The organism is Thermosynechococcus sp. PKX95 (assembly GCF_031583295.1).
In the GTDB taxonomy this organism is placed as follows: domain Bacteria; phylum Cyanobacteriota; class Cyanobacteriia; order Thermosynechococcales; family Thermosynechococcaceae; genus Thermosynechococcus.
Map to the genome: position 1 here is coordinate 710,005 of NZ_CP134171.1, position 22,282 is coordinate 732,286.

The following is a 22,282-nucleotide window of genomic DNA, read 5'->3' on the forward strand; positions in this document are numbered from 1 at the left end:
TCAAAAAATTGGTCTAAAACCCCACCCCTGAAAATGGCAGCGTATCAACGGCTAAAGTCACGGCGTTTTTGGCAGAAGGGCAAAGCCACTAGCATTGCCAAGATGAGAATGCTTTGATCGCGCCAATGGCGTTGCACATCTACGGTAAACATGTAGCCTTGATCTCGTTGGAAGCGGCTGATAATGCCTTGGGCTTCATTGATGGCACGACTGCGTTGGCGGTTCCACTCAGAATATTTTAGTTCCCACTCATCCATGGCTGCCTGATAGGCTTGCAGCCGTTGCAGATAGTCTTGGAGCGCTGCTGGATCATTGGGGGGATCGCCCGGAGACTCTGGCCGCGGCGGTGCGGGTTCATCCACTTCGGGGACATACTTGGCGCGGATACCGGGGAAGTTACAGGTCTTAAAGAGACCGGGACCATAGCACAGACAAAAATCCCGCTGCATCTCCTCGGTCATTTTTTCCCGTTCCTCCTCTGGTTCGCGCCAACAGGGGTCATTGGCAATGTCATCCCCGATGCCTGTGAGCTTGACCATCGCCTCAAAGGGCCACTTAATGACCGTCAGATGGTTAATAATCTGCCCCGGTAACCCGAAGGAAGAAACGGGCTGAATCCCGCCACTAAAGATAATTTGGGGCACTAAAAACATCAGCACCAGCAGCGGCACAATGTTCTGGCTAGGGGCAAAGGCAGAGACTAAAAGACCCATCGCCATACCGCCAAAAATGGCAAGGGCAAGGGTGACGTACATGGCAAAAGTAACCCCCCAATCTCCCGGTAAATCCACCGCCAGCTTTGTCACCGCAAGGTAAGTGGCCGCTTGATAAAGAGCTAGCCCAAGGGCGATCGCCCCCTTGGAGCCAATGTAGGGCAACAGCCGCAGGCCAATCATCCGCTCCCGCCGATAAACCTCCACCTCCTTAACCAATTCCCGCATCGTTGTCATTGCGCCAATCATGACGGCAATCAGACTGGTGACAAAAATCATCGTCAGGGCTTGACCCGCATTCCCCGTTTCCGGATTAAAGAGATCCCGCTGCCAAGAAACAAAACTCAAACTCCCCAAGAGGGGGGCTATTAAGAGGGTCAGCAGCAGGTTACTGCGATCTTGGCCAAGAATTGTGAGATTGCGGCGGGTGAGAATGAGAAATTGTTGCCAAGGGGAGATTTTCGACTTGGGTTCACTGCTGCGACGGGATTTGCCCTTGGTGCGCCGTTGACTTTCATCGGGCATGTGAGCTAGCACCTGCTGTCGCCCGACCACATATTCCTGATAGAGGCGCGATCGCCGGTAGGCTTCCTCTAGTTCTGCCGAAGTGGGGGCATTGGGGTTTTTCTCTTTGTCTAGGGCACGATAGATGCCAGAAAAATCCTCGAGCTTAATGCCACTAAAGCGATCGCCAAAGGTAGCTCGGAAATAGGGCAGCAGTTGATCAGGAGGACCAAAGTAGGCCAGCCGGCCGCCCTCCGCTAGATAGATCACCAGATCACACTCCCGAATATTTTGGGTGGCGTGGGTAATGATCAGAATCGTTCGCCCCTGATCCGCCAACTGCCGCAGCAAAAACATCAGGTCGGCTTCCGTGCCCGGATCTAAGCCAGAGGTGGCCTCATCGAGGAAGAAGAGACTGGGTTGCGTGAGCAATTCGGCACCAATACACACCCGCCGCTGCTGACCGCCACTGAGGCGGGAAATGGGCACATCGCGACGATGGTTCAGTCCCAATTCTGTTAACACCTCGGTCACCCGCTGTTGGCGTTCCGCTGGGGTTGTATCGGGGGGCATGCGTAGTTTTGCCGCGTATTCCAAGGCTTGGGCGATCGTCAGTTCCTCGTGGATGATATTCTTCTGCGGTACATAGCCCAATTGCGCTTGAAAGGCCTGATAGTTGCGGTAGAAATTTGTGCCATTGACCAGTACCGTGCCCGTTGTTGCTGGCCGCAGTCCATTGAGGGCATCGAGGAGCGTTGACTTGCCGCTACCACTAGGCCCCAAGATGGCCACAAACTCCTTGGGCATGATCGATAGCGAAATATCGTGGAGAATTTGCGTTCCCTTGCCCACCACCTTACTGAGGTTGATGGCATCTAGGCGCATGTGACCCGATTCGGCATATTGGGTCAGGGTTTCATCAACATTGAGGACAAGGCGATCGCTACCAATGCGAATACTGTCCCCCACCCGCAGCAGTGTGGGTTCTTCTACCTCGCGGCCATTGACAAACGTGCCATTACTCGACCCCAGATCCGTGAGCAGGAAATCGCCATTGCGGCGCTCAATTTTGGCGTGGTGACGGGACACCGTTGGATGCTCAATCACCAGATCATTGCTTGGATCGCGGCCAATCGTGAACGTGTTGTATCCCACCAGCGAAATCGTCTTCACGGGGACAGTGGATGTCGCATCGGCCTCAGGAATCGCCAGTACTGTTGCTGTGCTCAACTCCGTCGCGGGGCTAAAGACAACGGCATGACGCTCTGTGTCAATGCGATCGGGCAACTCCTGCCCCACATAGGTCAGCGTCACAAATTCCATCAGGGCATAACTCTCCCCGATTCCCAAATGCACATTCATTGCCGGCTGCGGGTCACTGAGATCTACCACCTGCAAATGCTGATCCGCAAAGCGTAATTTCAAGTGGCAGGGCAAAAGTTCAGGGGTATCCACCACCACATCGCAGGCGGGATGGGTGCCTAAAAGCGTCGTTTGCTCCTGTAGCCCCCAGCGTTGCTGCCATGTTTTGGTGCGCACTTCAATCACAGGGACTTCAGTCTCTTTGCTGACCTCAGTGGTACGGGGTTGATAGTCGTGGTAGTGCCAGATGAGGCGAAAGCGCACAGCAGAGTTGCCCAGCGTTATCAAGTCGCCATCTTCAAGGGGAATGGGGGTATTAGGCACAACCGGTTGGCCATTGAGATGGGTGCCCGCTTTACTGCCGAGATCTACGAGGTGAACTTTCCCTTCTTGCCACTCCAAGAAAGCGTGGTAGCGGGAGACGGAAAGATCATTCAGGACAATGTCATTATCGGGGGCACGGCCAATTTTGAGGCCGCTGGCGGGTAGCTGAACCCCCTGCTCACTGACGGATTTGACAAGTTCTAACCATGCTGTTTGAGTCATGACCTTGGGGCAAAGGGGCTTGATGCCAGTCAGTTTACTGGATTCTGGCCGATCTGACAAAAGACGCCCGCCAAAGCTCAACCGGCGCAGAAACCTATCATTATTGCGAGGAGGGCAAAGAAGGCATCGGCAAATAACTCGCCACCTGTGACCATAGAAACTGTGCTTGCTCCCACAGGCGATCGGGACCAATACCAAAAAAGAGTTGCAACAGGAAAACAATCAGGGCAATTTTAATCGCCGTACCGAGAGTGACCTTGAGGACAGTGATCAGCCAGCGGAGCACGAACCAACTGATGGCGATCGCCCCTAAGGTGATCAGGATTTCAGTCACGGTCATCGCCGCACCAAGATATCTTGGCCATGGGTATCCGTGCCGCAGGTCTCCAGCAACTGGTGTTCAACGGCCAAAGCATGCACAAGGGCGGTTGTTTCAGGGGTGGGTTCCCACACATCGGGATTGCTGTAACAGTAGTAGGTTTCCACCCCATCAATCCCCCGCGCCACAGCTGCAGGAATCAATTGTTCAGCAGGCAAACGATAGCGCGCCGGGTGTGCCAAAATCGCCAAGCCTCCTGCTTCATGGAGTGCGGCAATCACCCGTTCTGCCTGTGCCAAGTCCCCTTGGGGGGCAGTGCCCATTGTATAGAGATGCAGGATCGGCGCATAGGGGTCAAAGCCATAGCCCAGAATATGCACCTCAGTACCCAAGAGTTGAGCCGTAATTTCAATGCCCGTGTAAACTTGGGGGCGATCCGTTCCTGGATAGGCTTCTACGTAGGTTCGAGCCTGAAAATAGCCCTCTAGGGCATGGTGATCGGTAATGGCAAATCCCTTGAGGCCATGGATCATTGCCTGTTGCGCCACTTGCTGCGGTGTCAGTTGCCCATCGGAGCAGATGGTATGGAGATGAAAGTTATAGCGATAGGGACAACTGGTTGCCGTCAACATCCGAAAGAGACCACGGAGAGTCTCAGCCTGCGTCACCATCAGTGCAGCAAGGGTCATAGGCATTACCAAATCTTACGCTGTTACCTCTTTAATATAAACTTTCTTTAAGAAACGAGAGATAAAGATTCCTAATAGGGCGATTTATGTACCTCGATGGGGTGTGCTAGGATACAAGTTGGCTCGGAATCATGCGATCGCAACGCCTCAACCTTGTCAGGTCCGGAAGGAAGCAGCAATACGGGATGCTTGCGGTAGGCGTGATCTCCGGGTCACCCTCTTGAGACCTGCGAACGATTCATGCCTGTCACTACCCTTAGCCTCCCCCTCGATGAGATTCGCTACGATGAACGGGGTTTAGTGCCAGCAATTGTCCAAGACTATTTGGACGGCACCGTGTTGATGCTGGCGTGGATGAATCGGGAATCGCTACAGAAAACCCTTGAAACCGGTCGTACGTGGTTTTGGAGTCGTTCGCGCCAAGAACTGTGGCCCAAGGGCGAAACCTCTGGCCATGTCCAGTGGGTCAAAAGTATCCGCTACGACTGCGATAGTGATGCCCTGTTGTTAACAGTAGAGCAAGTGGGCCAAGTCGCTTGCCACACGGGGCAGCGCAGTTGTTTCCACCGCCATGGGGAGGCCGGACAACGGGTAGAAGACCCACCAGCAGATACCCTTTCGCAAGTGTATAACGTGGTCTGTCAGCGGCGCGACTTTCCGCAGCTACAGTCCTACACTTCCAGCCTGTTCACAGCCGGTGATAATAAAATTCTCAAGAAGCTGGGCGAAGAAACCGTAGAAGTGGTGATGGCCTGCAAAGACGATGACCCCGAGGCGATCGCCGGTGAGGTAGCGGACTTGTTTTACCACACGCTAGTTGCCCTTGCCTATCATGGGGTGTCCCTGCGGCAGGTCTATGAGCAGCTTCAGTTGCGGCGGCGCTAGTTGCTTGCCGTTTTCCTTGTCAGCACTGGCTCAACGTCGTTAAAGTGCTAGATACAGGTAATTTACATAACTATACAAATGGCAAAGCAGGTGGTCGTCATTGGCGGCGGCATTGGGGGTCTGACCACAGCGGCATTGTTGGCACGACGGGGCTATCGGGTTCAGCTGTTTGAGCAGGCAGCCCAACTGGGGGGCTGTGCCTCCACATTTCAGCGGCGGGGCTTTACCTTTGATGTTGGCGCCACCCAAGTGGCTGGCCTTGAGCCGGGGGGGATTCACGCGGCGATTTTTGCTGAATTGGAGATGCCTCTGCCGGCAGCAACCCCCTGCGATCCTGCCTGTGCGGTGTATCTGCCGCAGGAAATGACGCCCATCAATGTTTGGCGCGATCGCGATCGCTGGCAACTGGAACGTCAACGCCACTTTCCCCACAGTGAGCGGTTTTGGCAAGGCCTTGAACACCTCTTTGCCATTAGTTGGCGATTTCAGCAGCGGCAGCCCATTTTGCCCCCGCGCAATGGCTTTGATCTGTGGCAATTGGTGCAAGCCCTGCGTCCGGAGACGCTTCTCACGTTGCCCTTTAGCCTGATGACGGTGACCGATTGGATGCGTCTTTGCGGTGTCGGGGGCGATCGCCGGCTGCGGCAATTTCTGGATCTTCAACTCAAGCTCTACTCCCAAGTAGATGCCAGTGAAACCGCACTCCTCTATGCCGCCACCGCCCTCTGTCTGTCCCAAGACCCCCACGGCCTCTACCATCTCCACGGCAGCATGCAGGTGCTCAGTGATTTACTCGCCAATGCCTTGCAGCGCGATGGCGGTCAAATTTACACCCGGCATTTGGTGCGTCACATTGAAGTCGAGCGGGGGCGTGCCGTCGCCGTCCAAGTGGAGAATCTGAAAACAAAAACCTTGCAGCGCGTTGCAGCGGATCACATTGTGGCCAATGTCCCTGCCCAAAACCTGCCCCAACTCCTTGGCGATGCCATTCCCACTGGCTATGCCCGCCGCCTCAAAAGGCTGCCGCCGGCCGCCGGTGCCTTTGTGATTTACCTTGGCGTTAAAGAGGCCGCCATTCCCGAAAGTTGTCCGCTCCACTTGCAGTTTCTCTACGATGCGGAAGGGCCGATTGGCGAAAATAACTCCCTGTTTGTCTCTGTGAGTCAGCCGCAGGATGGCCGTGCCCCCAGGGGCTATCGTACCCTGATTGCCTCCAGCTTTACTGAGCCGAATTTTTGGCGTCAGCCTGACTTAGACTATGCCGCCACCAAGGCGCAATACACCCAAACAGCTCTTGAACACCTCGGGGAATTCTTTGATCTGCGGCCTGAGCACATTGTCCACTGTGAAGCGGCGACCCCCCGCACCTTCTGGCGCTATACCGCGCGGCTAGATGGCATTGTCGGGGGCATTAGTCAACGCCTGAGCACCTTTGGCCCCTTTGGCTTGGCCACCCGCACCCCGATTCCTCACCTGTGGTTAGTGGGAGATTCCGTGCATCCGGGGGAAGGTACGGCCGGTGTCAGCTATGGTGCCCGTGCCCTTGTGCAGCAACTGCTCGCCAATGATGCCTAAGGGATTCCTATTTTGGTGAAAATCACTATAATAGAGAGACTCGTTACCAATTGCGAAAGGAACCCACTGCCTGTGTTTGCGACTCTCGCTGCCCCCCAACCGTCCCTGCCGTTGGATTTAATTGCGGCCATCCAAGACCTGAAGCGGGAACTGAATGCAGTGATTCTAGCCCACTACTACCAAGACCCCGCCATTCAAGATGTGGCCGATTACATTGGTGATTCCCTTGGGCTGTCGCGGCAGGCCGCCAGTACCAATGCCGATGTCATTGTTTTTGCTGGGGTGCATTTCATGGCCGAAACCGCCAAGATTCTCAACCCCGATAAGCTGGTGTTGCTGCCGGATTTGGCGGCGGGCTGTTCTTTGGCAGACAGTTGTCCTGCGGACGCCTTTGCTGCTTTTAAGGCGCAGTATCCTGACCATTGGGTGATTTCCTACATTAACTGCACTGCTGAAATCAAAGCCCTGAGTGACATTATTTGCACCAGTTCTAATGCAGTGAAAATTGTGCAGCAGTTGCCTGCGGATCAGCCCCTGATTTTTGCCCCCGATCGCAACCTTGGTCGCTATGTCATGGCACAAACCGGACGGCAGATGGTGCTGTGGGACGGCAGTTGCATTGTCCATGAAACCTTCTCCGAGCGACGCATCCTCGAACTCAAGGCCGCCTACCCCACGGCCCAGGTGATTGCCCACCCCGAATGCGAAGAAGCCGTACTCCGCCATGCCGATTTTATTGGTTCGACAACGGCTTTGCTCAACTATAGCCAACGCCAAGATCACGATACCTTTATCGTTGTCACCGAGCCAGGGATTCTCCACCAGATGCAGCGGCGCAACCCAGAGAAAACTTTTATCCCTGCGCCCCCTCAGGATCAGACCTGCAATTGTAATGAGTGCCCCTTTATGCGCCTGAATACCCTAGAAAAACTCTATTTGTGTATGCGCGATCGCCAGCCCCAGATTGAACTACCAGAAGACATCCGCCTTGCGGCGCTCAAACCCATCCAACGCATGCTGGAAATGTCCTAAACCAAGGGTGTCAGCTCCCTTAAATCTCAGCAACTGCTCGCTCAATCAGGCGACGAGCTAGGGTCTGAACGCCCGTATGGTAGTAGTAGTTGGTGCTCATGTCCAAAAAGGCTCCCAAGTAGTCGAGGTTATCCTTCGAGAGTTCAATAAAGCTTTGCAGACTATTGATCACCTTTTGCGGCGTTAACTCGTGGCTGCTGACAAATTGATGCATCCACCCCTGCACGGCATTAAAACTTTCGACAATAAAGCCCAATTGACCGCTGGGATTGCCCCCCGGCACGACACTGCCAATTGCTTTGAAGGTGGGGTTTTCCTGTAGATCATTGGGTTGCAAGCTTTGCAGTGTGCCCAAGCATTTGAGAAGAAAGTCAGGCCCTAGGGGAATCAGGCCATCAAAGCAGATGAGGGCGGCCATCCGCATCAGGGATTCACCACTGTAGTCGGCAAGGGCACGCAGGAAGTCGCCGAGGCTGTCACCGGGAATGCCATTGATTTGACAAAAGGCCAGAATTTCCACAATCAGCTTAATGCTGAGATCAATGGACTGCGCCCGCTCTGGCTTGGGCGTCATTTTATCCAAGAAGCCGAGGAAGGAAATTTTCTCGCCCACTTTGTTGGCAAGGGCAGCCGCTCCTAGGAGAGCATCGGTGTTGTCCACGGTTTGATAGAGCCACAGTGCCCGCTGATAGCCTTGGGATTTGTCATTAAAGAGCCGCACGGCGCGATCGCCAATTTGGCGAATCAAGGCAGGATCCGTTTCTCCAGTCACATGGCGGATCGTGTTATCAAAACCAACGATATTTTGCCACTGGCCGGGAATGATGAAATCCAAGGACTTGAGGGCCATAACGGTGATGCCCCCAGTGGGGAGTTGATCAACAATTTTGTAGATAGCTGCGCTCACGGTGGTCTCCTTAGGGGGCAAGTTGGGCTAAACCAGCAAGATCAAATTTTTCAATCCATTCGCGGCGATCGCTGGCGGTAAAACTGGGATCACGGGAGAGTACCTTCACCTGATAGCGGTTGGCCACCAGAATGGCCGTTTGTGTGGTTCCCACCTCTACTGCTGGATAGCCAGCAATCTGCATCGTACTGTTTTGAAACTTGGCGGCAGCCTCAGGGGTGCTAATCGTATCGGAAATGGCCAGCATCGCTAGTTCTTTGCCCTCTTTTTTCAGCTTAGCCTCGGCAAAGCCCTTTTTCTCTTGGACATAGATGCGCTCAAAGCCATTCCCCTCGGGCGGAAAGAAGCGATTAAATTCACTCCCTTGGGTGGCTTCACGACTCACTGCCGGTGGTGCATTGCGCTGAGTGCTTTCCTGTTGCACCTGCTCATAGGGAGAGGGCGGGGTAGGGGCGCAACCGGTAATGAGAAGCGTCAGGGTTAAAATAAGCGCAGTCAGCCAGCGTGCCATGTGAATCCCCAAGACAACAAGCCAATCATAGCCTAGAGGGGGAAGCCACAGCCCTAGTTTGATACTTTGTTAATTTCTGCATTAATCTCTTGCCACTCGCGATCGCTCAAGGGTTCCGGGGTCAGTTTCACTTGCCACTGCGCCTCAAAGGCGTCCAAGAGAGCCGTTTGCACCACCTCTAAAGGGGGAAGGGACTGCCGATGGGGAACACTGCCAAATACCTGCTGCCATAGATCGAGGTCAGGGGTCAGGACAATTGAACCATGCTGCAGGACGCGATCGCCCCGCCAAGCTTGGGCACTACCAATGACTTTCTCGCCCGTAGGTAAAACCAAATCGGCCACGGTGGCTTGGGCAAAGCAATTGATCGGCGCTTGAGAGGAATAGGGGTCTTGTCCCAACTGCAGAGGCCACCCTAGGCGCTCAAACCCCACCCTCAGGAATTGACACAGATCGGTATAAACCTGTCGCCGCCGTTGCCCCAACCCCCACACCACTAGACTGTAGGTGAGATCCCCTTGGTGCAAAACAGCCCGCCCCCCCGTGGGTCGCTGCACCAGTTCGATGGCTTGCCCCTGCCAGGGCAGATGTTGCCAGTGCTCTGGAATTTGCCGCTGACTGTAGCCAAGGGAGATGGCGGGCGGTGACCAAGTGTAAAACCGCAGACAGGGGCGATCGCTAGACTGCCACAACCACCGATCCACCGCCATTTGCACTTTTCCCGGCGCCCCAAAGGGGGGAATATAACGCCACTTCATTGAGAAGCTGCTTCTGCCGGATGGTAGGCTGCCGCATCCCGCCGACACCCCATATAGGCAAGGATATACAACTCCTTCAGGTCTTGAATCAGCGGATAGCGAGGATTTGCCCCCGTGCACTGATCGTCGAAGGCCAGTTCGGCCATGCTTTGCACCTGTTCATAGAAGGCTTGATCCTCACTGTTGAGGGCTTCCTTAATGGTGGCTGGAATCTCTAACTGCGCCTTCAGGTCTTCAATAGCGGCAATCAGGCGCGCCACTTTTTCCTCTGGCGTGCTACCACCCAATTCAAGAAAGTCGGCAATTTGGGCATAGCGTTCCTTGGCCTGGGGATACTTGTACTGCGGGAAGATTGCCTGTTTCAGGGGGGCATCCGTGGCGTTATAGCGGATGACATGGCAAATCATCAGCGCATTGGCAAGGCCGTGGGGCACGTGGAAGGTGGAGCCAAGTTTGTGGGCCATCGAGTGGCAGACCCCCAAGAAAGCATTGGCAAAGGCCATGCCGGCGATCGTGGCGGCATAGTGAACTTTCTCGCGAGCTTCTGGGTCAGCCGCCCCCAAGCGATAGGCACGGGGTAAGTACGTAAACAGCAGTTTGATTGCCTCTAATGCCAGTCCCTCAGTAAACTCCGTCGAGAGCACCGATACATAGGACTCCAAGGCATGGGTTAGGGCATCAATGCCGCCATAGGCCGTGAGTTTCTTGGGCATGTGCAGCACCAAGTCGGGATCCACAATCGCCATGGTGGGCGTGAGGGCATAGTCCGCCAAGGGGTATTTAATCCCCACGCGATCGTCGGTAACCACTGCAAAGGGCGTCACTTCGGAACCCGTCCCCGAGGTCGTGGGAATTGCCACCATCATGGCTTTTTGACCCAAGGGGGGCAGTTGATACACCCGCTTGCGAATATCCATGAAGCGCATGGCCAAGCCGTCAAACTCCACCTCTGGATGCTCATACAACAGCCACATCACCTTGGCCGCATCCATGGGTGAGCCACCCCCCACGGCAATAATCACATCGGGCTGATAGTCTCGCAGCAGTTCTAGGCCGCGATTCACCGTACTCAGGGTCGGGTCTGGCTCCACTTCATGGAAGATGTCGTGCTTGATGCCCAGTTCTTCGAGGGTGTGCACAATCGGGTCAGTGATCCCCAAGTCAAAGAGGGGTTTATCGGTAACCAAGAAGGCGCGTTTTTTCCCTTCTAGCTCTCGCAAGGCAATGGGTAGGCAGCCGGGTTTGAAGTAAATTTTCGGCGGCACGCGGAACCAGAGCATATTTTCGCGGCGATCGCTCACCGTTTTGATATTCAACAGGTGATGGGGACCGACATTTTCCGACGTGACATTACCGCCCCACGTCCCACACCCCAAGGTCAGCGAGGGATCCAACTTGAAGTTGTACAAATCCCCGATCGCCCCTTGGGAAGAAGGGGTGTTAATCAAAACCCGTGCCGTCTGCATGCGGTATTTGAAGTAGGCAATGTCATCTTGGTTGCGGGGATCGGTGTAGAGCACAGAGGTGTGCCCCATGCCGCCAAAATTCACCAACTGTGCGGCAATTTCCACCCCTTTATGGAACTGGGGTGCCCGATACAAGGCCAAGACGGGACAGAGTTTCTCATAGGAAAATGGCTCCTGCGACCCCACTTCACTCACTTCACCAATGAGTACCCGCGTTTCTGGCGGCACTTGGATATTGGCCATTGCAGCAATAGTGGCTGCTGATTGACCGACAATCGCAGGATTGAGGCGACCATCCTTCAGGAGGAGTTGTGCTACCCGCTGCCGTTCTTCAGGGGAGAGAATGTAGCCCCCCCGCCGTTGGAACTCCGCTTTGACCGCATCATAGATCTCATCAACAACAATCACCGCCTGCTCCGAGGCACAGATCATGCCATTGTCAAAGGCCTTACTCAGGAGAATCGAACTCACCGCTGTGGGAATATCGGCTGTGGCATCAATGAGCACCGGGGTATTCCCCGCCCCGACCCCGATCGCCGGATGACCAGAGGAATAGGCGGCCTTCACCATGCCTAGCCCACCCGTGGCCAAAATCAATTTAATTTGGGGATGCTGCATCAGGACTTGGGAGAGTTCAATGGTTGGCTCATCAATCCAGCCAATAATATCGGGGGGTGCGCCAGCGGCGACTGCTGCATCCAACACCACCTTGGCTGCGGCCACCGTACAGCCCTTTGCTCGGGGGTGGGGCGAAAAGATAATGCCATTGCGAGTTTTCAGGGCAATCAAGGCCTTAAAGATGGTCGTCGAAGTTGGGTTCGTCACCGGCACCACACCGGCAATGATCCCCACGGGTTCAGCAATTTTTTGGATGCCAAAAATGGGATCATCCTCAATTACGCCGCAGGTTTTCTCATGTTTGTACTTGTTGTAGATATATTCCGAGGCAAAGTGATTTTTAATGACTTTATCTTCGACAACCCCCATGCCCGTTTCGGCAACGGCTTGTTTGGCAAGGGGAATCCGCGCTTGGTTGGCCGCCATGGCCGCTTGGTGGAAAATGTGATCCACCTGCTCTTGGGTAAACTGAGCATACTGGGTTTGTGCCCTTTGGACGCGCTCAATGAGTGCTTCGAGATCGGCAATGGTTTGAACGGGTTGAGAATGAGTTAAGGCTTGGGCAGTCATGGGCGACTCCTTAGGAAAGAAATTTCTTAAATGGGCAAGTTATTGAACGTTGAGATCATATTCACGGAAAAGGGCGATCGCCCGTTGGACATCTTTGGGACTCGCTGCCGGCGTATCAAACAGTTCATAGGGCAACCCTAATTGCTGCCATTTGTATTCCCCCATTTTGTGAAAGGGCAACACCTCCACTTTCTCCACGTTACGCAGACCCGCCACAAATTGCGCCAATCCCCGAATATTTTCGGGATCATCCGTCAGCCCCGGTACCAAGACAAAGCGGATCCACGTCGGTTTGTGGATCTCATCTAGGTACTTGGCCAACTCCAAGGTGGGGGTAATCGTGACACTGGTGACCCGCCGATAGGTCTCCGGCAGAAAGGATTTAATGTCCAGCAGAACCAGATCCGTTGCCGCCACAACCGGTTTAGCCGCCTCCAAGACCACATAGCCCGACGTATCTAGGGCGGTGTGCAATCCTAATTCGTGGCAGCGCTCAAAAATTTCACGCACAAACTCCGGCTGCATCAGTGGTTCGCCGCCACTAACCGTTACGCCCCCTTGGCGCAGATAGGATTGGTAATGCTGAATATCGGCAATCAGTTCATCCACGGTTACGAGCTTGCCCTGATGGGGTTCGCGGCAGTCGGGATTGTGGCAGTACAGACAGCGCAGTGGACACCCTTGGGTAAAAATCACATAGCGAATGCCGGGGCCATCTACCGTGCCACAGGTCTCAACGGAGTGAATGTAACCTGTCACCTTTTGTTTTTCGGGTTGTTTTTCAGGGAGTATGGAAACCATCATTGAAACCTCGGTGACAACAGATTGCTTGAGATAGCGTTTATGGATTTAAAGAGAACTTTCTAAAAAATTTGCTAAAATTTTAATCGCTTAAGAAAGTATCCCAGTTAACAAAAACTCTGTTTTCAATTCCTCTCTACGTCTTGCCTACGGCCTAGGGGGTACATCTGTTATGTAGCCATTTTGAACGTGCTCCATTCTTGGGAAAAGAGCAGTACAGTGCTGCGCTTGGTAAAACTATAATTTCAGCATAAAAGCAGAAACACAATTTGCCCGCTGTCTTAATTAACTTTTAGGATTGGTGGTTGTTTCGCAACGTTGCCTAACTTAATAAAGAGTCTTTAAGTACACCCCTATTGGTGGGCGATCGCTTGCTCAAAGCTTGGAAAATATCAAGATTGAGGCTTTTGAGGACTTGTTCAATCTTGTCTTTATTCTACAAAATTCTCTTGATCTAGGCCAATTGTGTGATTAGTGACAAAGTAGCTCTACTCGCCCTGCGATCCCGCACATTTGCGGGCCTCAAGCACGGCTGCATGTAAGGCTGCTTCCAGTTGCTGGGTCAATTCCTGTGCCTGTTGTTTGAGGTTGCCCTCGCGCTCAGCGGGCGTCCACAGGGGCGCTCCAATCCAAAGGGCTACCCGCGCACGAAACTGCGGCTGTGGATCGTAGGCAATGCCAACGGGAAAAATCGGCAGGGGGCGATCGGCCTGCAAGACAAGACGGGCAAGACCGGGCTTCAGGGGACGTACTACCTGATCCGGCACAATCCCACCCTCGGGAAAGATCACTAGGGGCTGACCTGCATTGAGAATCTCCAGCACATGGCGCAAACTACTGGGCTGAGGACGGTTGAGGTTCACAGCAAAGGCACCCAGACGACGGATAAACCAGCCCTGCACCCCGCCAAACTCGATCGCATTGGTCATAAAGCGTAGCGGATAAGGCCACACCAAGGGCAAAATCACCGGATCCCAACGGCTACAGTGCTTGGGGGCAAGCAAGAAATGACCCTCCTTGGGCAACTGCTCGCGACCGACAATCGTAATCCGCGAAAAGTAAAGGGGCAAAAATAGGCGATGAATTGGCCATAACCCCCAATAGAGCCACGGTGAGATATGAGATGTGGTGGGTGCCGTTTTTTTATGGCGCATCCGTTCTCCTCTGTAGCTGCCCCCACTACAATAGTAGGCCTGTAGCCCCTTGCCACTGTCGAGGAACAAGCCAATGTCGCAGCCGACCCATCGCTTTAATCTCCGTGTTTGGGGGCAGTTTCTGCGGATTGCCCAACCCTATTTCTTTCCCCGCGATCGCTGGGGCAGCAGTGTGATCTTTATCCTGCTGCTTTTTCTGGTCATTGCCCTCATGTTTGGCTTCCTCTTCGGTCTGACGGCAGCCGTGACCTTTGGCCTCAATGCCCTTGCCCCCGAACTGATGGGACAAATTGCCGGTGGTCTCATGGAGATGATTCAATCCCTGTGGGCACAGCCCCTCAGCCGTAGTATTCTGCTGGGGACGGTGATTCTCCCCTTGGGCGTCTTTGCGCTGCTGCGGCAACCCCTGCTGCCTCGGTGGCAAGCGTGGGCACTCTTGGGGTTACTGCTGATGCTTTCCCTCTCCGTGAGTGGCCTCAACGTGATCATTAGCTTTGTCGGGCGCTTCTTCCAGACGGCACTGGCGGAGAAAAATGCTGAAACCTACTGGCGATTCCTCTTGGTGTATGCTGGCGTTTTTGTGGTGGGGACGCCGATTGTCGTCATTTATCGCTACGTGCGCGAATATCTAGGGTTGCGCTGGCGGGATTGGCTCACCCGTCATTTTTTGGATCGCTATTTCCAGAATCGAGCCTACTACACCATCGAAAACCAAGGCGAGATTGATAACCCTGATCAACGGATCACCGAGGATATCCGCTCCTTTACCCAAACCTCACTCCAGTTTCTACTGATCATTCTGGGCGAAATTATTGACCTCATTGCCTTTAGTGGCATTCTCTGGAGTATCTCCCAAACCCTAACGCTGACCTTGGTTGGCTATGCCATTGTCGGTACGATTGTGACCGTTTTGATTGGACAACGCCTGATTTGGCTGAACTTTAACCAACTGCGGCGCGAAGCCGATTTTCGTTATGGCTTGGTTCATGTGCGCGATAATGCCGAGTCCATTGCCTTTTATCGCGGTGAAGGCCAAGAGTCGGTGCAGGTGCGTCAGCGCTTTCTCGAGGTGCTGCGGAACTTTAACCTCTTGATTGGTTGGCAGCGCAATCTGGAGTTTTTCACCACGGCCTACAACTACTTTGTGGTGATTGTGCCAGCAGCTGTGGTTGCTCCCCGCTACTTTGCTGGTGAGATTGACTTTGGTGCTATTAGCCAAGCCAGCTTTGCTTTCTCGCAGGTGCTGGGGGCACTCTCAATCATTGTGAACCAGTTTACGAACCTCACGGGCTTTATTGCGGGTATTGAGCGTTTGGCAGAGTTTGATGAGGTTTTGACAACGCCCCCAGTGCCCCCCCAATCCCAAATTCAATTGGTGGAGAAGTCCTACATTGCCCTAGAACACGTGGCTGTGGATACACCGAACTTGGCACGGCGGCTGGTGGAAGATGTCACATTTGCCCTTGAGGCGGGGGAAAGTGTGGTGATTATGGGGCCGAGTGGGGTGGGTAAAAGTTCGCTCCTGCGGGCGATCGCTGGACTCTGGCAAAGTGGCAGTGGCCGTATTATTCGTCCCCCCGTAGATGAAGTGCTCTTTTTGCCCCAACGCCCCTATATGGTGCTGGGTACGTTGCGCACCCAACTGCTCTACCCCAGTGGCGATCGCCAAACCCCAGACGATGTGCTTTTGCACGCCCTTAACGAAGTCAACTTGGCACATTTGCCGGATCGCGTCGGTGGTCTGGATGTGGAATTAGCGTGGGATGATGTGCTGTCGCTTGGGGAACAACAACGACTGGCGATCGCCCGCCTGCTGCTGAATCACCGCCCCTACGCCATTTTGGATGAAGCCACCAGCGCCCTAGACTTAGCCAACGAAAAACGGGTCTATGAGCATATTCAGCGCACCACCCGCAACTACATTAGTGTTGGCCACCGTGAGAGCCTGATGCAGTACCACAAGTACGTTTTAGAACTCAAGGGCGATCGCGAATGGAAATTTTATGCCCTCAGTTAGGTATCGCCGTAGCGGCACACTGTTTTAATATTGACAAACTCCAACAGTCCTGCCCGTTCCAGTTCACGGCCATAGCCAGAGGTCTTGATCCCGCCAAAGGGCAAACGTGGATCCGACTTGACCATCGCGTTAATGAAGACGGCACCCGCTTCGAGATCCCGCACGAGGATCTCCGCTTCATCGCTCTCCTGTGTCCAAGCACTGGCGCCTAAACCAAAGGGTGTGGCATTGGCCAGTTCGATTGCCCCAGTTAGGGACGGTACCCGAAAGAGCATCGCCACAGGTCCAAATAGCTCCTGATGAAACACGGGGTTATCTGGAGTGACCTCTGCCAACATCGTCGGCGCAAAGAAATACCCCTGCTGACAATGGCTCGGCAGATCAAGGTTGCGGCGGTAAAAGACCTTGGCACCATGGGCAAGGGCAAGTTCAACCTGGGCGTGGAGTTCATCACGGATGGCGGCAGTAGCAAGAGGCCCCAGTTGTGTGGTGGGTTCCAAGGGATCGCCAATTACCCACGTCTCGAAGGCAGCTTTCATGCCTTCGGCAAAGGTGTCATAGACAGCCTCATGGACAATAAAGCGTTTAGCCGCAATGCAGGATTGGCCATTGTTAATCATGCGGGCTTGGACAGCGGTGGCGATCGCCTGAGGGATATTGGCACTGGGCATGACAATAAAGGGATCACTTCCCCCCAGTTCCAGAACGGTTTTCTTGAGGTGCTGACCTGCTGCTTGGGCTAAACTTTTGCCCGCTGCTTCGCTGCCCGTGAGAGTCGCTGCCTTAATACGCGGATCCGCCACCAGATCAGCAATGGCACTGCCGGGAATCAGCAGGGTTTGAAAGACCCCCGCAGGAAAGCCCGCTTCCCTCAAGAGCTGGGCGATCGCCAGCGCGCACTGAGGCACATTAGAAGCATGCTTGAGCAGAACCACATTCCCCGCCATCAAGGCCGGGGCCGCAAAGCGAAACACCTGCCAAAAGGGAAAATTCCACGGCATCACGGCCAAAATAATGCCAAGGGGCTGGTAATGAATCGCGCTGTAGCTTGCCTCTGTGGGAATTAATTCAGGCCGCAGGAAAGCTGCTCCCTGCTCGGCATAGTAACGACACACCCACGCACATTTGTCAATTTCAGCCCGCGCCTCTGTCATTGGTTTACCCATCTCAAGGGTCATGAGGCGAGCAAGCGCATCCCGCTGCTGTTGCAGGAGATTTGCTGTGTTTTCTAGCCACTGGGCACGCTGCTCAAAGGCTGTCAGACGATAGGTCTCAAAGGTCGTCGCCCCTTGGGCAATCGCCCTCTCCACTTCCTCAGCCCCTAAGGGGGAAAAAGTTTTTAAGACCTCAGCGGTTGTGGGATTAACCGACGCGATTGCCATGATTAAATTTCCCTATCTGGCTGACGCCAGCGATCGCTAGCGCCTAGGACGTGGGTTCAGTATGCTAATTCTAGCGTTTGTTACAGTCCCCATCCTCTTGATGAATGGGGCGATCGCAAACCATTGTTGTGCATTTTCATCGCAGTTGTGGGGCACGCTTTTATGGCAACCATTGTTGATATTGCAGTGAATACTCGCGGCTTTTCCACACTAGTGACTGCTGTCAAGGTGGCCAATCTGGTGGAAGCCCTGCAATCGCCGGGGCCTTTTACGGTGTTTGCCCCCAATGATGATGCCTTTGCCAAGTTGCCCGATGGCACCATTACCTCCCTTGTGCAAAATCCTCCCCAGTTAGCGCGGATTCTCAAATACCATGTGGTTGCCGGTGCCTACAAAGCCGCCGACCTGAAAAAGATGGAAATTGTCACTTCCCTCGAAGGTTCCACTATTCCGATTCATGGCGATCATCCCTTGGAAGTCAAAAACGCCACTGTCCTTGCCGCTGATATTGAAGCGGAGAACGGTATTATCCATGTCATTGACACCGTGATCTTGATGGGTCTGAATCCAGCCCACTCCTTTCAGGACACCAACATCCCCTACAAAGTCTAGGGCGTTAGCGAATTTCCCGCACCAAAAGCCCTTGGCGGATTTTCTCCTCCACAAACTGGCGGTAAAGCTCTAGCTCTTCATAGGTGACTTTGCCATCGGCGCGAATTTGTCGCTTGATTTGCGCCATTTCGTCGGCAGTCAATACGCCGTCGGCGATCGCTCGCTCTAGCAGTTGTTTGAGTTGGGCTAGTTCTGCTTTATCGGCCTCTGAGAGAGGGGTTCCATTTGGCTGATAACGTTCCATGGCACTCTCGCCTCAACAACCTCTCTACCCTATTCTCACCCTGCAACGTTGGTGTCGAGGGGCTAGGAACTTAAATCTTGATAAACTTTACTTATGGTCTAAAGAGAATCTCTGAGTCGTTCTCAAGCTGTTGGAACCAAACAATGCAAGTATCAGAAATGAAGTACGGCGAACGCGCCATTCAAGAAGGGCAACTGATTACATTTCCCAATCCACGTCCCGGTCGGCAATACACCATTGAGATTACCCTGCCGGAGTTTACCTGTAAGTGTCCATTTTCTGGCTATCCTGACTTTGCCACGCTTTACGTTAGCTATATTCCCCATGAAAAGGTGGTGGAACTAAAAGCGATTAAGCTTTACATCAACAGCTATCGCGATCGCTACATTTCCCACGAAGAAGCGGTGAATCAAGTCCTCGATGATCTCGTGGCCGCCTGCGACCCCCTCTACATGAAAATCAAAGGGGACTTTGCCCCCCGTGGCAATGTGCATACCGTTATTACAGTCGAACACCATCGCCAGCCGGACAGTTCGTGCTAAAATTATAGACTGCAAGACTGCGGACGTAATTCAGTGGTAGAATGTCAGCTTCCCAAGCTGAACGTCGTGGGTTCGAGTCCCATCGTCCGCTTTCCCTAAAAACCACCAAAATGCGGTACTCTGGAGCATTTCAGAGATTCAAAGCTGCCCTTTCGCGCTAGCGTGGCGGAGCCATGAAGGTACCCAATTGTTTGGCCACCAACCCCCTCTATCAGCAGGTATAATCTAATGATGTTCTGCCCCTGCGGTTTCACTGATTATGCCCTTCGAGATCAATCACGGTCTGGGTCGCTTTAACTCCAAACGGGATCTCCATGCTGCCCTAGGGATTCCATTGTCGGCAGCACCCGGGGAAATTCGCAAGCGGTATCTCAAAATTGCCAAGACACTGCACCCCGACAGCCGTGATGATGAATCGGGCAAAAAAATGGCCAGTGATTTGCTCTCCAAGTTTGTGAATCCTGCCTATGAGGTGCTTTCCCAAGAAAAAGAGCGGGAAGAATATCAAGTCATTTTGCGCTTGCTTGAAAAGCAACTGCTAACGGCCAATATTGTGCCAACGCCCACCTTTGATTTGGCACAGGAAGTCTTTAACGCTGCCAATGTTGAAGAAGCCTATCAAAAGGCGCTCAATACCCTTGCCCAAGATCAGTACAAAGACTTAAACAATGTCCTGAAAATTAGCGAACAAATTAGTGAACTCAATTTGATTTATCTGTGGCGATCGGCAGGCGGCAAGGCAACCACAGCCACGGTTTCTACGCCTGCACCCCCACCCAAATCAGATGAAACCCAAGTGCGTGCCACACCAGCAGCCGCCACAGGGACGACACCGCCGACAGAGGCTCCCAAAACAGAGCAATTTACAGAGCAATACTTCCGACGCGCAGAAGAACTCTTTAATAAAGGCATTTATCTGGAAGCCATCAAAGAATTGAAGGATGCCCTGAAAATTGACCCCCGCAGTGCCCGCTGCAATGCTCTCCTAGGCAAGGTGTATCTGCAACAAGGCTCCCTCAGTATGGCCAAAATTCACTTTAATCAAGCCCTGAAGCTGAATCCTCAAGAGGTGACGGCCATACAGGGACTCGAAGCAATTAGCAAGAGGGAGCGTAAAGCCCAGCAACAGCAAAAAAATACTGAGCCGCCAAAACCGGAGAAAAAGAAATCCTCCTTCTTTGGTCTTTTTGGGAAAAAATAATTCACTATGGTGTATCAACCTGCCTGTGGTGCCCGCGATATTTTGCCCCTTGATGTGGCACGGCAACGGTGGCTAGAGCAGCGCTTGGAGCGCGTCTTTCAAAGCTGGGGGTATCAAGAAATTATTACGCCGACGATCGAGACCTTGGCCACATTGACGGCAGGGGGAACCGTTCATCCAGAAACAGTTATTCAAGTCCAAGGAAGCGGTGATGAACCCTTGGGATTGCGGCCAGAATTAACGGCTTCGATCGCTCGTGCTGCTGTGACTCGTATGGCAGGCAGGCAACTGCCCCAACGGCTCTATTACAAAACCAATGTCTTTCGGCGGACAACTGTGGCAGAGTTGGGCAACCAGCAGGAATTTTTCCAAGCGGGAGTGGAGCTACTGGGGGCAACAGGTTTAGCGGCGGATGCAGAAATTCTCTGGCTGGTGCAGGAGTGCCTTGGGGCACTAGCGGTTGAGGAGGCCTATCTCTTGGTGGGGGATGCCCACCTGACGCAACAGTTGCTCAGTCCCTTTCCAGCGGAGCTGCAAAAAACGGTGCGCCAGTGCTTGGCTAATTTAGACCGCGTGAGTTTGCAGGCTCTCCCTACCCCTTGGCGCGATCGCGCCCTTGCCCTCTTTGATCTGCGGGGCACTCCAAGGGAAGTGGGGGAACGCTTAGCGCAGTGGTCTGACGTGGCAGGGGTGGCCGATCGCTTTGGGGAATTGCAACAGTTGTTGGGCTTGGTGGCTGAGTCTTTGGCGATTACCCTTGATCTCAGCCTTGTGCAGTCCTTTGATTACTACACGGGGATTATCTTTGAGGTCTTAATTCCCACGGAAACGGAACTGCGGTTGGTGGCTCAAGGGGGGCGCTATGATCAACTGCTCAGTATCTATCATCCGGACGGTGCCACGGTGCCGGGGATTGGTTTTGTCTTTAATGTCGAGGCGCTCCTGCAGGCGATCGCCATTCCCCCAGCCGCCCTCTTAGCTCCCCGTAGTCAATGGCTGGTGGTTCCCCGCACAAGCAACGCCCTCGCTGCTGCCCTCCACCATGCCCAAACCCTACGCTTGGATGGCTCGACGCGGGTGGAGTTGGCACTTCTAGATCTGACGCCAGAACAAATCCGCGCCTATGCCCGCGATCGCCAGATTCCCTATATTGCTTGGATTGAGAGTGATGCGCCACCGCAGATCGAAGCCCTCAGTGATGGGGCAACCTATTTGCAGATTCAGAGTGTTTAGGCCATGCTAACGATCGCCCTACCCAAAGGTGCCCTACTCAAAGATAGTATTGCCTACTTCCAACGGGTGGGCTTAAATTTTGAAGCGCTCCTCGAGCCGGGAAATCGCCAACTTCAGGTGCTTTCTCAGGATGGCCGTGCCCGCGCCCTTTTGGTACGTGCCCAAGATGTCCCGGTTTATGTGCAGTATGGTCAAGCGCAGTTGGGCATTGTGGGCTACGATGTGCTGCGGGAAAAAAATCCCCACGTGGCCAAGCTAGCGGATCTCGGTTTTGGTCAGTGTCGGCTATCGGTGGCCGTCAAAGCCTCTAGCCCCTACCGCAGTGCCCGCGATTTGCCCCCCCATTGCCGCGTCGCCTCAAAGTTTGTCCGCTGTGCCGATGCCTTTTTCCAGCAGTTGGATTTGCCCGTGGATATAGTGCCGCTCTATGGTTCAGTGGAACTGGGGCCGATTACGGGGATGGCAGAGGCGATTGTAGATTTGGTCTCGACGGGGCGCACCCTCAAGGAAAATGGCCTTGTGGAGTTAGAGCAAATTTTTAGCAGCACAGCCTACTTGATTGCCCATCCCCGCAGCTATCGCCTCAACCTCAATGGTCTTGGACACTACGTTCCGCAGTTAACAGGAGCGATCGCCTGATC

At 53.8% G+C, this 22,282-nt stretch carries 20 protein-coding genes, 1 tRNA gene and 1 other RNA gene; 11 read left to right on the forward strand and 11 right to left on the reverse strand.

Annotation, left to right across the window (positions count from 1 at the left end; translation table 11 throughout):
• Nucleotides 1-44: 44 nt before the first annotated feature.
• The 3 genes from RHH81_RS03215 to RHH81_RS03225 all read right to left on the reverse strand — a co-directional run bounded on the left by RHH81_RS03215 (nucleotide 45) and on the right by RHH81_RS03225 (nucleotide 4,133).
• A complete protein-coding gene (locus tag RHH81_RS03215; protein ID WP_206201045.1) occupies nucleotides 45-3,125 on the reverse strand; it encodes an FHA domain-containing protein in 3,081 nt (1,026 codons plus the stop codon).
• A 100-nt stretch (nucleotides 3,126-3,225) separates the two neighbouring features.
• Nucleotides 3,226-3,465 (reverse strand): hypothetical protein, encoded by a 240-nt coding sequence (locus RHH81_RS03220; protein WP_206201046.1) that lies wholly within the window; start codon nucleotides 3,463-3,465, stop codon nucleotides 3,226-3,228.
• Complete coding sequence (locus RHH81_RS03225) at nucleotides 3,462-4,133, reverse strand: PHP domain-containing protein (protein WP_225901640.1); 672 nt, start codon at nucleotides 4,131-4,133, stop codon at nucleotides 3,462-3,464. The genes RHH81_RS03220 and RHH81_RS03225 overlap by 4 nt, the downstream gene beginning before the upstream one ends.
• A 120-nt stretch (nucleotides 4,134-4,253) precedes the next feature.
• Between RHH81_RS03225 and ffs the strand changes: the two genes are divergently transcribed.
• The 4 genes from ffs to nadA all read left to right on the forward strand — a co-directional run bounded on the left by ffs (nucleotide 4,254) and on the right by nadA (nucleotide 7,625).
• An RNA gene (gene ffs / locus RHH81_RS03230) (signal recognition particle sRNA small type) lies at nucleotides 4,254-4,350 on the forward strand.
• Between the two features lie 23 nt (nucleotides 4,351-4,373).
• On the forward strand, nucleotides 4,374-5,018 hold the full coding sequence (gene hisIE, locus RHH81_RS03235; RefSeq protein WP_302676836.1) for a bifunctional phosphoribosyl-AMP cyclohydrolase/phosphoribosyl-ATP diphosphatase HisIE: 645 nt from the start codon (nucleotides 4,374-4,376) through the stop codon (nucleotides 5,016-5,018).
• 78 nt (nucleotides 5,019-5,096) lie between these two features.
• Nucleotides 5,097-6,593 (forward strand): C-3',4' desaturase CrtD, encoded by a 1,497-nt coding sequence (crtD, locus tag RHH81_RS03240; RefSeq protein WP_310743377.1) that lies wholly within the window; start codon nucleotides 5,097-5,099, stop codon nucleotides 6,591-6,593.
• Between the two features lie 72 nt (nucleotides 6,594-6,665).
• Nucleotides 6,666-7,625: a quinolinate synthase NadA gene (nadA, locus tag RHH81_RS03245; RefSeq protein WP_206201049.1), complete on the forward strand. Its 960-nt coding sequence runs from the start codon at nucleotides 6,666-6,668 to the stop codon at nucleotides 7,623-7,625.
• A gap of 19 nt (nucleotides 7,626-7,644) precedes the next feature.
• Here the strand turns inward: nadA and RHH81_RS03250 are convergent, their stop codons facing one another.
• The 6 genes from RHH81_RS03250 to RHH81_RS03275 all read right to left on the reverse strand — a co-directional run bounded on the left by RHH81_RS03250 (nucleotide 7,645) and on the right by RHH81_RS03275 (nucleotide 14,410).
• Nucleotides 7,645-8,532 carry a hypothetical protein gene (locus RHH81_RS03250; RefSeq protein WP_302676834.1) on the reverse strand — a complete coding sequence of 296 codons (888 nt, stop codon included), beginning with the start codon at nucleotides 8,530-8,532 and terminating at the stop codon, nucleotides 7,645-7,647.
• A gap of 10 nt (nucleotides 8,533-8,542) precedes the next feature.
• Complete coding sequence (locus RHH81_RS03255; protein WP_302676832.1) at nucleotides 8,543-9,043, reverse strand: hypothetical protein; 501 nt, start codon at nucleotides 9,041-9,043, stop codon at nucleotides 8,543-8,545.
• A gap of 53 nt (nucleotides 9,044-9,096) precedes the next feature.
• Entirely contained in the window at nucleotides 9,097-9,801 is a 705-nt protein-coding gene (locus RHH81_RS03260) for a lipoate--protein ligase family protein (protein WP_225901641.1), read from the reverse strand.
• On the reverse strand, nucleotides 9,798-12,455 hold the full coding sequence (adhE, locus tag RHH81_RS03265) for a bifunctional acetaldehyde-CoA/alcohol dehydrogenase (protein WP_310743378.1): 2,658 nt from the start codon (nucleotides 12,453-12,455) through the stop codon (nucleotides 9,798-9,800). The genes RHH81_RS03260 and adhE overlap by 4 nt, the downstream gene beginning before the upstream one ends.
• A gap of 39 nt (nucleotides 12,456-12,494) precedes the next feature.
• Nucleotides 12,495-13,259 carry a pyruvate formate-lyase-activating protein gene (pflA, locus tag RHH81_RS03270; RefSeq protein ID WP_206201054.1) on the reverse strand — a complete coding sequence of 255 codons (765 nt, stop codon included), beginning with the start codon at nucleotides 13,257-13,259 and terminating at the stop codon, nucleotides 12,495-12,497.
• Nucleotides 13,260-13,744: 485 nt separating this feature from the next.
• Entirely contained in the window at nucleotides 13,745-14,410 is a 666-nt protein-coding gene (locus tag RHH81_RS03275; RefSeq protein ID WP_302678833.1) for a 1-acyl-sn-glycerol-3-phosphate acyltransferase, read from the reverse strand.
• A 73-nt stretch (nucleotides 14,411-14,483) separates the two neighbouring features.
• Between RHH81_RS03275 and RHH81_RS03280 the strand changes: the two genes are divergently transcribed.
• Nucleotides 14,484-16,427 (forward strand): ABC transporter ATP-binding protein/permease, encoded by a 1,944-nt coding sequence (locus RHH81_RS03280; protein WP_310743379.1) that lies wholly within the window; start codon nucleotides 14,484-14,486, stop codon nucleotides 16,425-16,427.
• Here RHH81_RS03280 and RHH81_RS03285 read toward each other — a convergent pair.
• Complete coding sequence (locus RHH81_RS03285) at nucleotides 16,424-17,809, reverse strand: NAD-dependent succinate-semialdehyde dehydrogenase (protein ID WP_310743380.1); 1,386 nt, start codon at nucleotides 17,807-17,809, stop codon at nucleotides 16,424-16,426. The two genes, RHH81_RS03280 and RHH81_RS03285, sit on opposite strands and share 4 nt — an antisense overlap.
• A gap of 162 nt (nucleotides 17,810-17,971) precedes the next feature.
• Here RHH81_RS03285 and RHH81_RS03290 point away from each other — a divergent pair, with 162 nt between their 5' ends.
• Nucleotides 17,972-18,421, forward strand: a complete 450-nt coding sequence (locus RHH81_RS03290; protein ID WP_302678835.1) for a fasciclin domain-containing protein — start codon at nucleotides 17,972-17,974, stop codon at nucleotides 18,419-18,421.
• A gap of 4 nt (nucleotides 18,422-18,425) precedes the next feature.
• On the opposite strand, the gene RHH81_RS03295 is transcribed toward RHH81_RS03290, so the two are convergent.
• Entirely contained in the window at nucleotides 18,426-18,665 is a 240-nt protein-coding gene (locus RHH81_RS03295) for a hypothetical protein (protein ID WP_302678836.1), read from the reverse strand.
• Between the two features lie 143 nt (nucleotides 18,666-18,808).
• Here RHH81_RS03295 and queF point away from each other — a divergent pair, with 143 nt between their 5' ends.
• The 5 genes from queF to hisG all read left to right on the forward strand — a co-directional run bounded on the left by queF (nucleotide 18,809) and on the right by hisG (nucleotide 22,280).
• Nucleotides 18,809-19,207, forward strand: coding sequence for a preQ(1) synthase (gene queF / locus RHH81_RS03300; RefSeq protein ID WP_149820908.1), 399 nt, complete (start codon nucleotides 18,809-18,811; stop codon nucleotides 19,205-19,207).
• A gap of 19 nt (nucleotides 19,208-19,226) precedes the next feature.
• Nucleotides 19,227-19,298: transfer RNA gene (locus RHH81_RS03305), tRNA-Gly, on the forward strand.
• A gap of 168 nt (nucleotides 19,299-19,466) precedes the next feature.
• Nucleotides 19,467-20,408, forward strand: coding sequence for a DnaJ domain-containing protein (locus tag RHH81_RS03310; RefSeq protein WP_310743381.1), 942 nt, complete (start codon nucleotides 19,467-19,469; stop codon nucleotides 20,406-20,408).
• Nucleotides 20,409-20,414: 6 nt separating this feature from the next.
• Nucleotides 20,415-21,641, forward strand: coding sequence for an ATP phosphoribosyltransferase regulatory subunit (locus RHH81_RS03315; protein ID WP_206201061.1), 1,227 nt, complete (start codon nucleotides 20,415-20,417; stop codon nucleotides 21,639-21,641).
• A 3-nt stretch (nucleotides 21,642-21,644) separates the two neighbouring features.
• Nucleotides 21,645-22,280 (forward strand): ATP phosphoribosyltransferase, encoded by a 636-nt coding sequence (gene hisG / locus RHH81_RS03320; RefSeq protein WP_206201062.1) that lies wholly within the window; start codon nucleotides 21,645-21,647, stop codon nucleotides 22,278-22,280.
• Nucleotides 22,281-22,282 lie beyond the last annotated feature (2 nt).

What these genes read in the sequence shown, in the direction of transcription:
- RHH81_RS03215 (WP_206201045.1), bottom strand. Translation starts at nt 3,125, where the DNA reads ATGACTCAAACAGCATGGTTAGAACTTGTCAAATCCGTCAGTGAGCAG.
- RHH81_RS03220 (WP_206201046.1), bottom strand. Translation starts at nt 3,465, where the DNA reads ATGACCGTGACTGAAATCCTGATCACCTTAGGGGCGATCGCCATCAGT.
- RHH81_RS03225 (WP_225901640.1), bottom strand. Translation starts at nt 4,133, where the DNA reads ATGACCCTTGCTGCACTGATGGTGACGCAGGCTGAGACTCTCCGTGGT.
- hisIE (WP_302676836.1), top strand. Translation starts at nt 4,374, where the DNA reads ATGCCTGTCACTACCCTTAGCCTCCCCCTCGATGAGATTCGCTACGAT.
- crtD (WP_310743377.1), top strand. Translation starts at nt 5,097, where the DNA reads ATGGCAAAGCAGGTGGTCGTCATTGGCGGCGGCATTGGGGGTCTGACC.
- RHH81_RS03255 (WP_302676832.1), bottom strand. Translation starts at nt 9,043, where the DNA reads ATGGCACGCTGGCTGACTGCGCTTATTTTAACCCTGACGCTTCTCATT.
- RHH81_RS03260 (WP_225901641.1), bottom strand. Translation starts at nt 9,801, where the DNA reads ATGAAGTGGCGTTATATTCCCCCCTTTGGGGCGCCGGGAAAAGTGCAA.
- adhE (WP_310743378.1), bottom strand. Translation starts at nt 12,455, where the DNA reads ATGACTGCCCAAGCCTTAACTCATTCTCAACCCGTTCAAACCATTGCC.
- pflA (WP_206201054.1), bottom strand. Translation starts at nt 13,259, where the DNA reads ATGATGGTTTCCATACTCCCTGAAAAACAACCCGAAAAACAAAAGGTG.
- RHH81_RS03275 (WP_302678833.1), bottom strand. Translation starts at nt 14,410, where the DNA reads ATGCGCCATAAAAAAACGGCACCCACCACATCTCATATCTCACCGTGG.
- RHH81_RS03280 (WP_310743379.1), top strand. Translation starts at nt 14,484, where the DNA reads ATGTCGCAGCCGACCCATCGCTTTAATCTCCGTGTTTGGGGGCAGTTT.
- RHH81_RS03285 (WP_310743380.1), bottom strand. Translation starts at nt 17,809, where the DNA reads ATGGCAATCGCGTCGGTTAATCCCACAACCGCTGAGGTCTTAAAAACT.
- RHH81_RS03290 (WP_302678835.1), top strand. Translation starts at nt 17,972, where the DNA reads ATGGCAACCATTGTTGATATTGCAGTGAATACTCGCGGCTTTTCCACA.
- RHH81_RS03295 (WP_302678836.1), bottom strand. Translation starts at nt 18,665, where the DNA reads ATGGAACGTTATCAGCCAAATGGAACCCCTCTCTCAGAGGCCGATAAA.
- queF (WP_149820908.1), top strand. Translation starts at nt 18,809, where the DNA reads ATGCAAGTATCAGAAATGAAGTACGGCGAACGCGCCATTCAAGAAGGG.
- RHH81_RS03310 (WP_310743381.1), top strand. Translation starts at nt 19,467, where the DNA reads ATGCCCTTCGAGATCAATCACGGTCTGGGTCGCTTTAACTCCAAACGG.
- RHH81_RS03315 (WP_206201061.1), top strand. Translation starts at nt 20,415, where the DNA reads ATGGTGTATCAACCTGCCTGTGGTGCCCGCGATATTTTGCCCCTTGAT.
- hisG (WP_206201062.1), top strand. Translation starts at nt 21,645, where the DNA reads ATGCTAACGATCGCCCTACCCAAAGGTGCCCTACTCAAAGATAGTATT.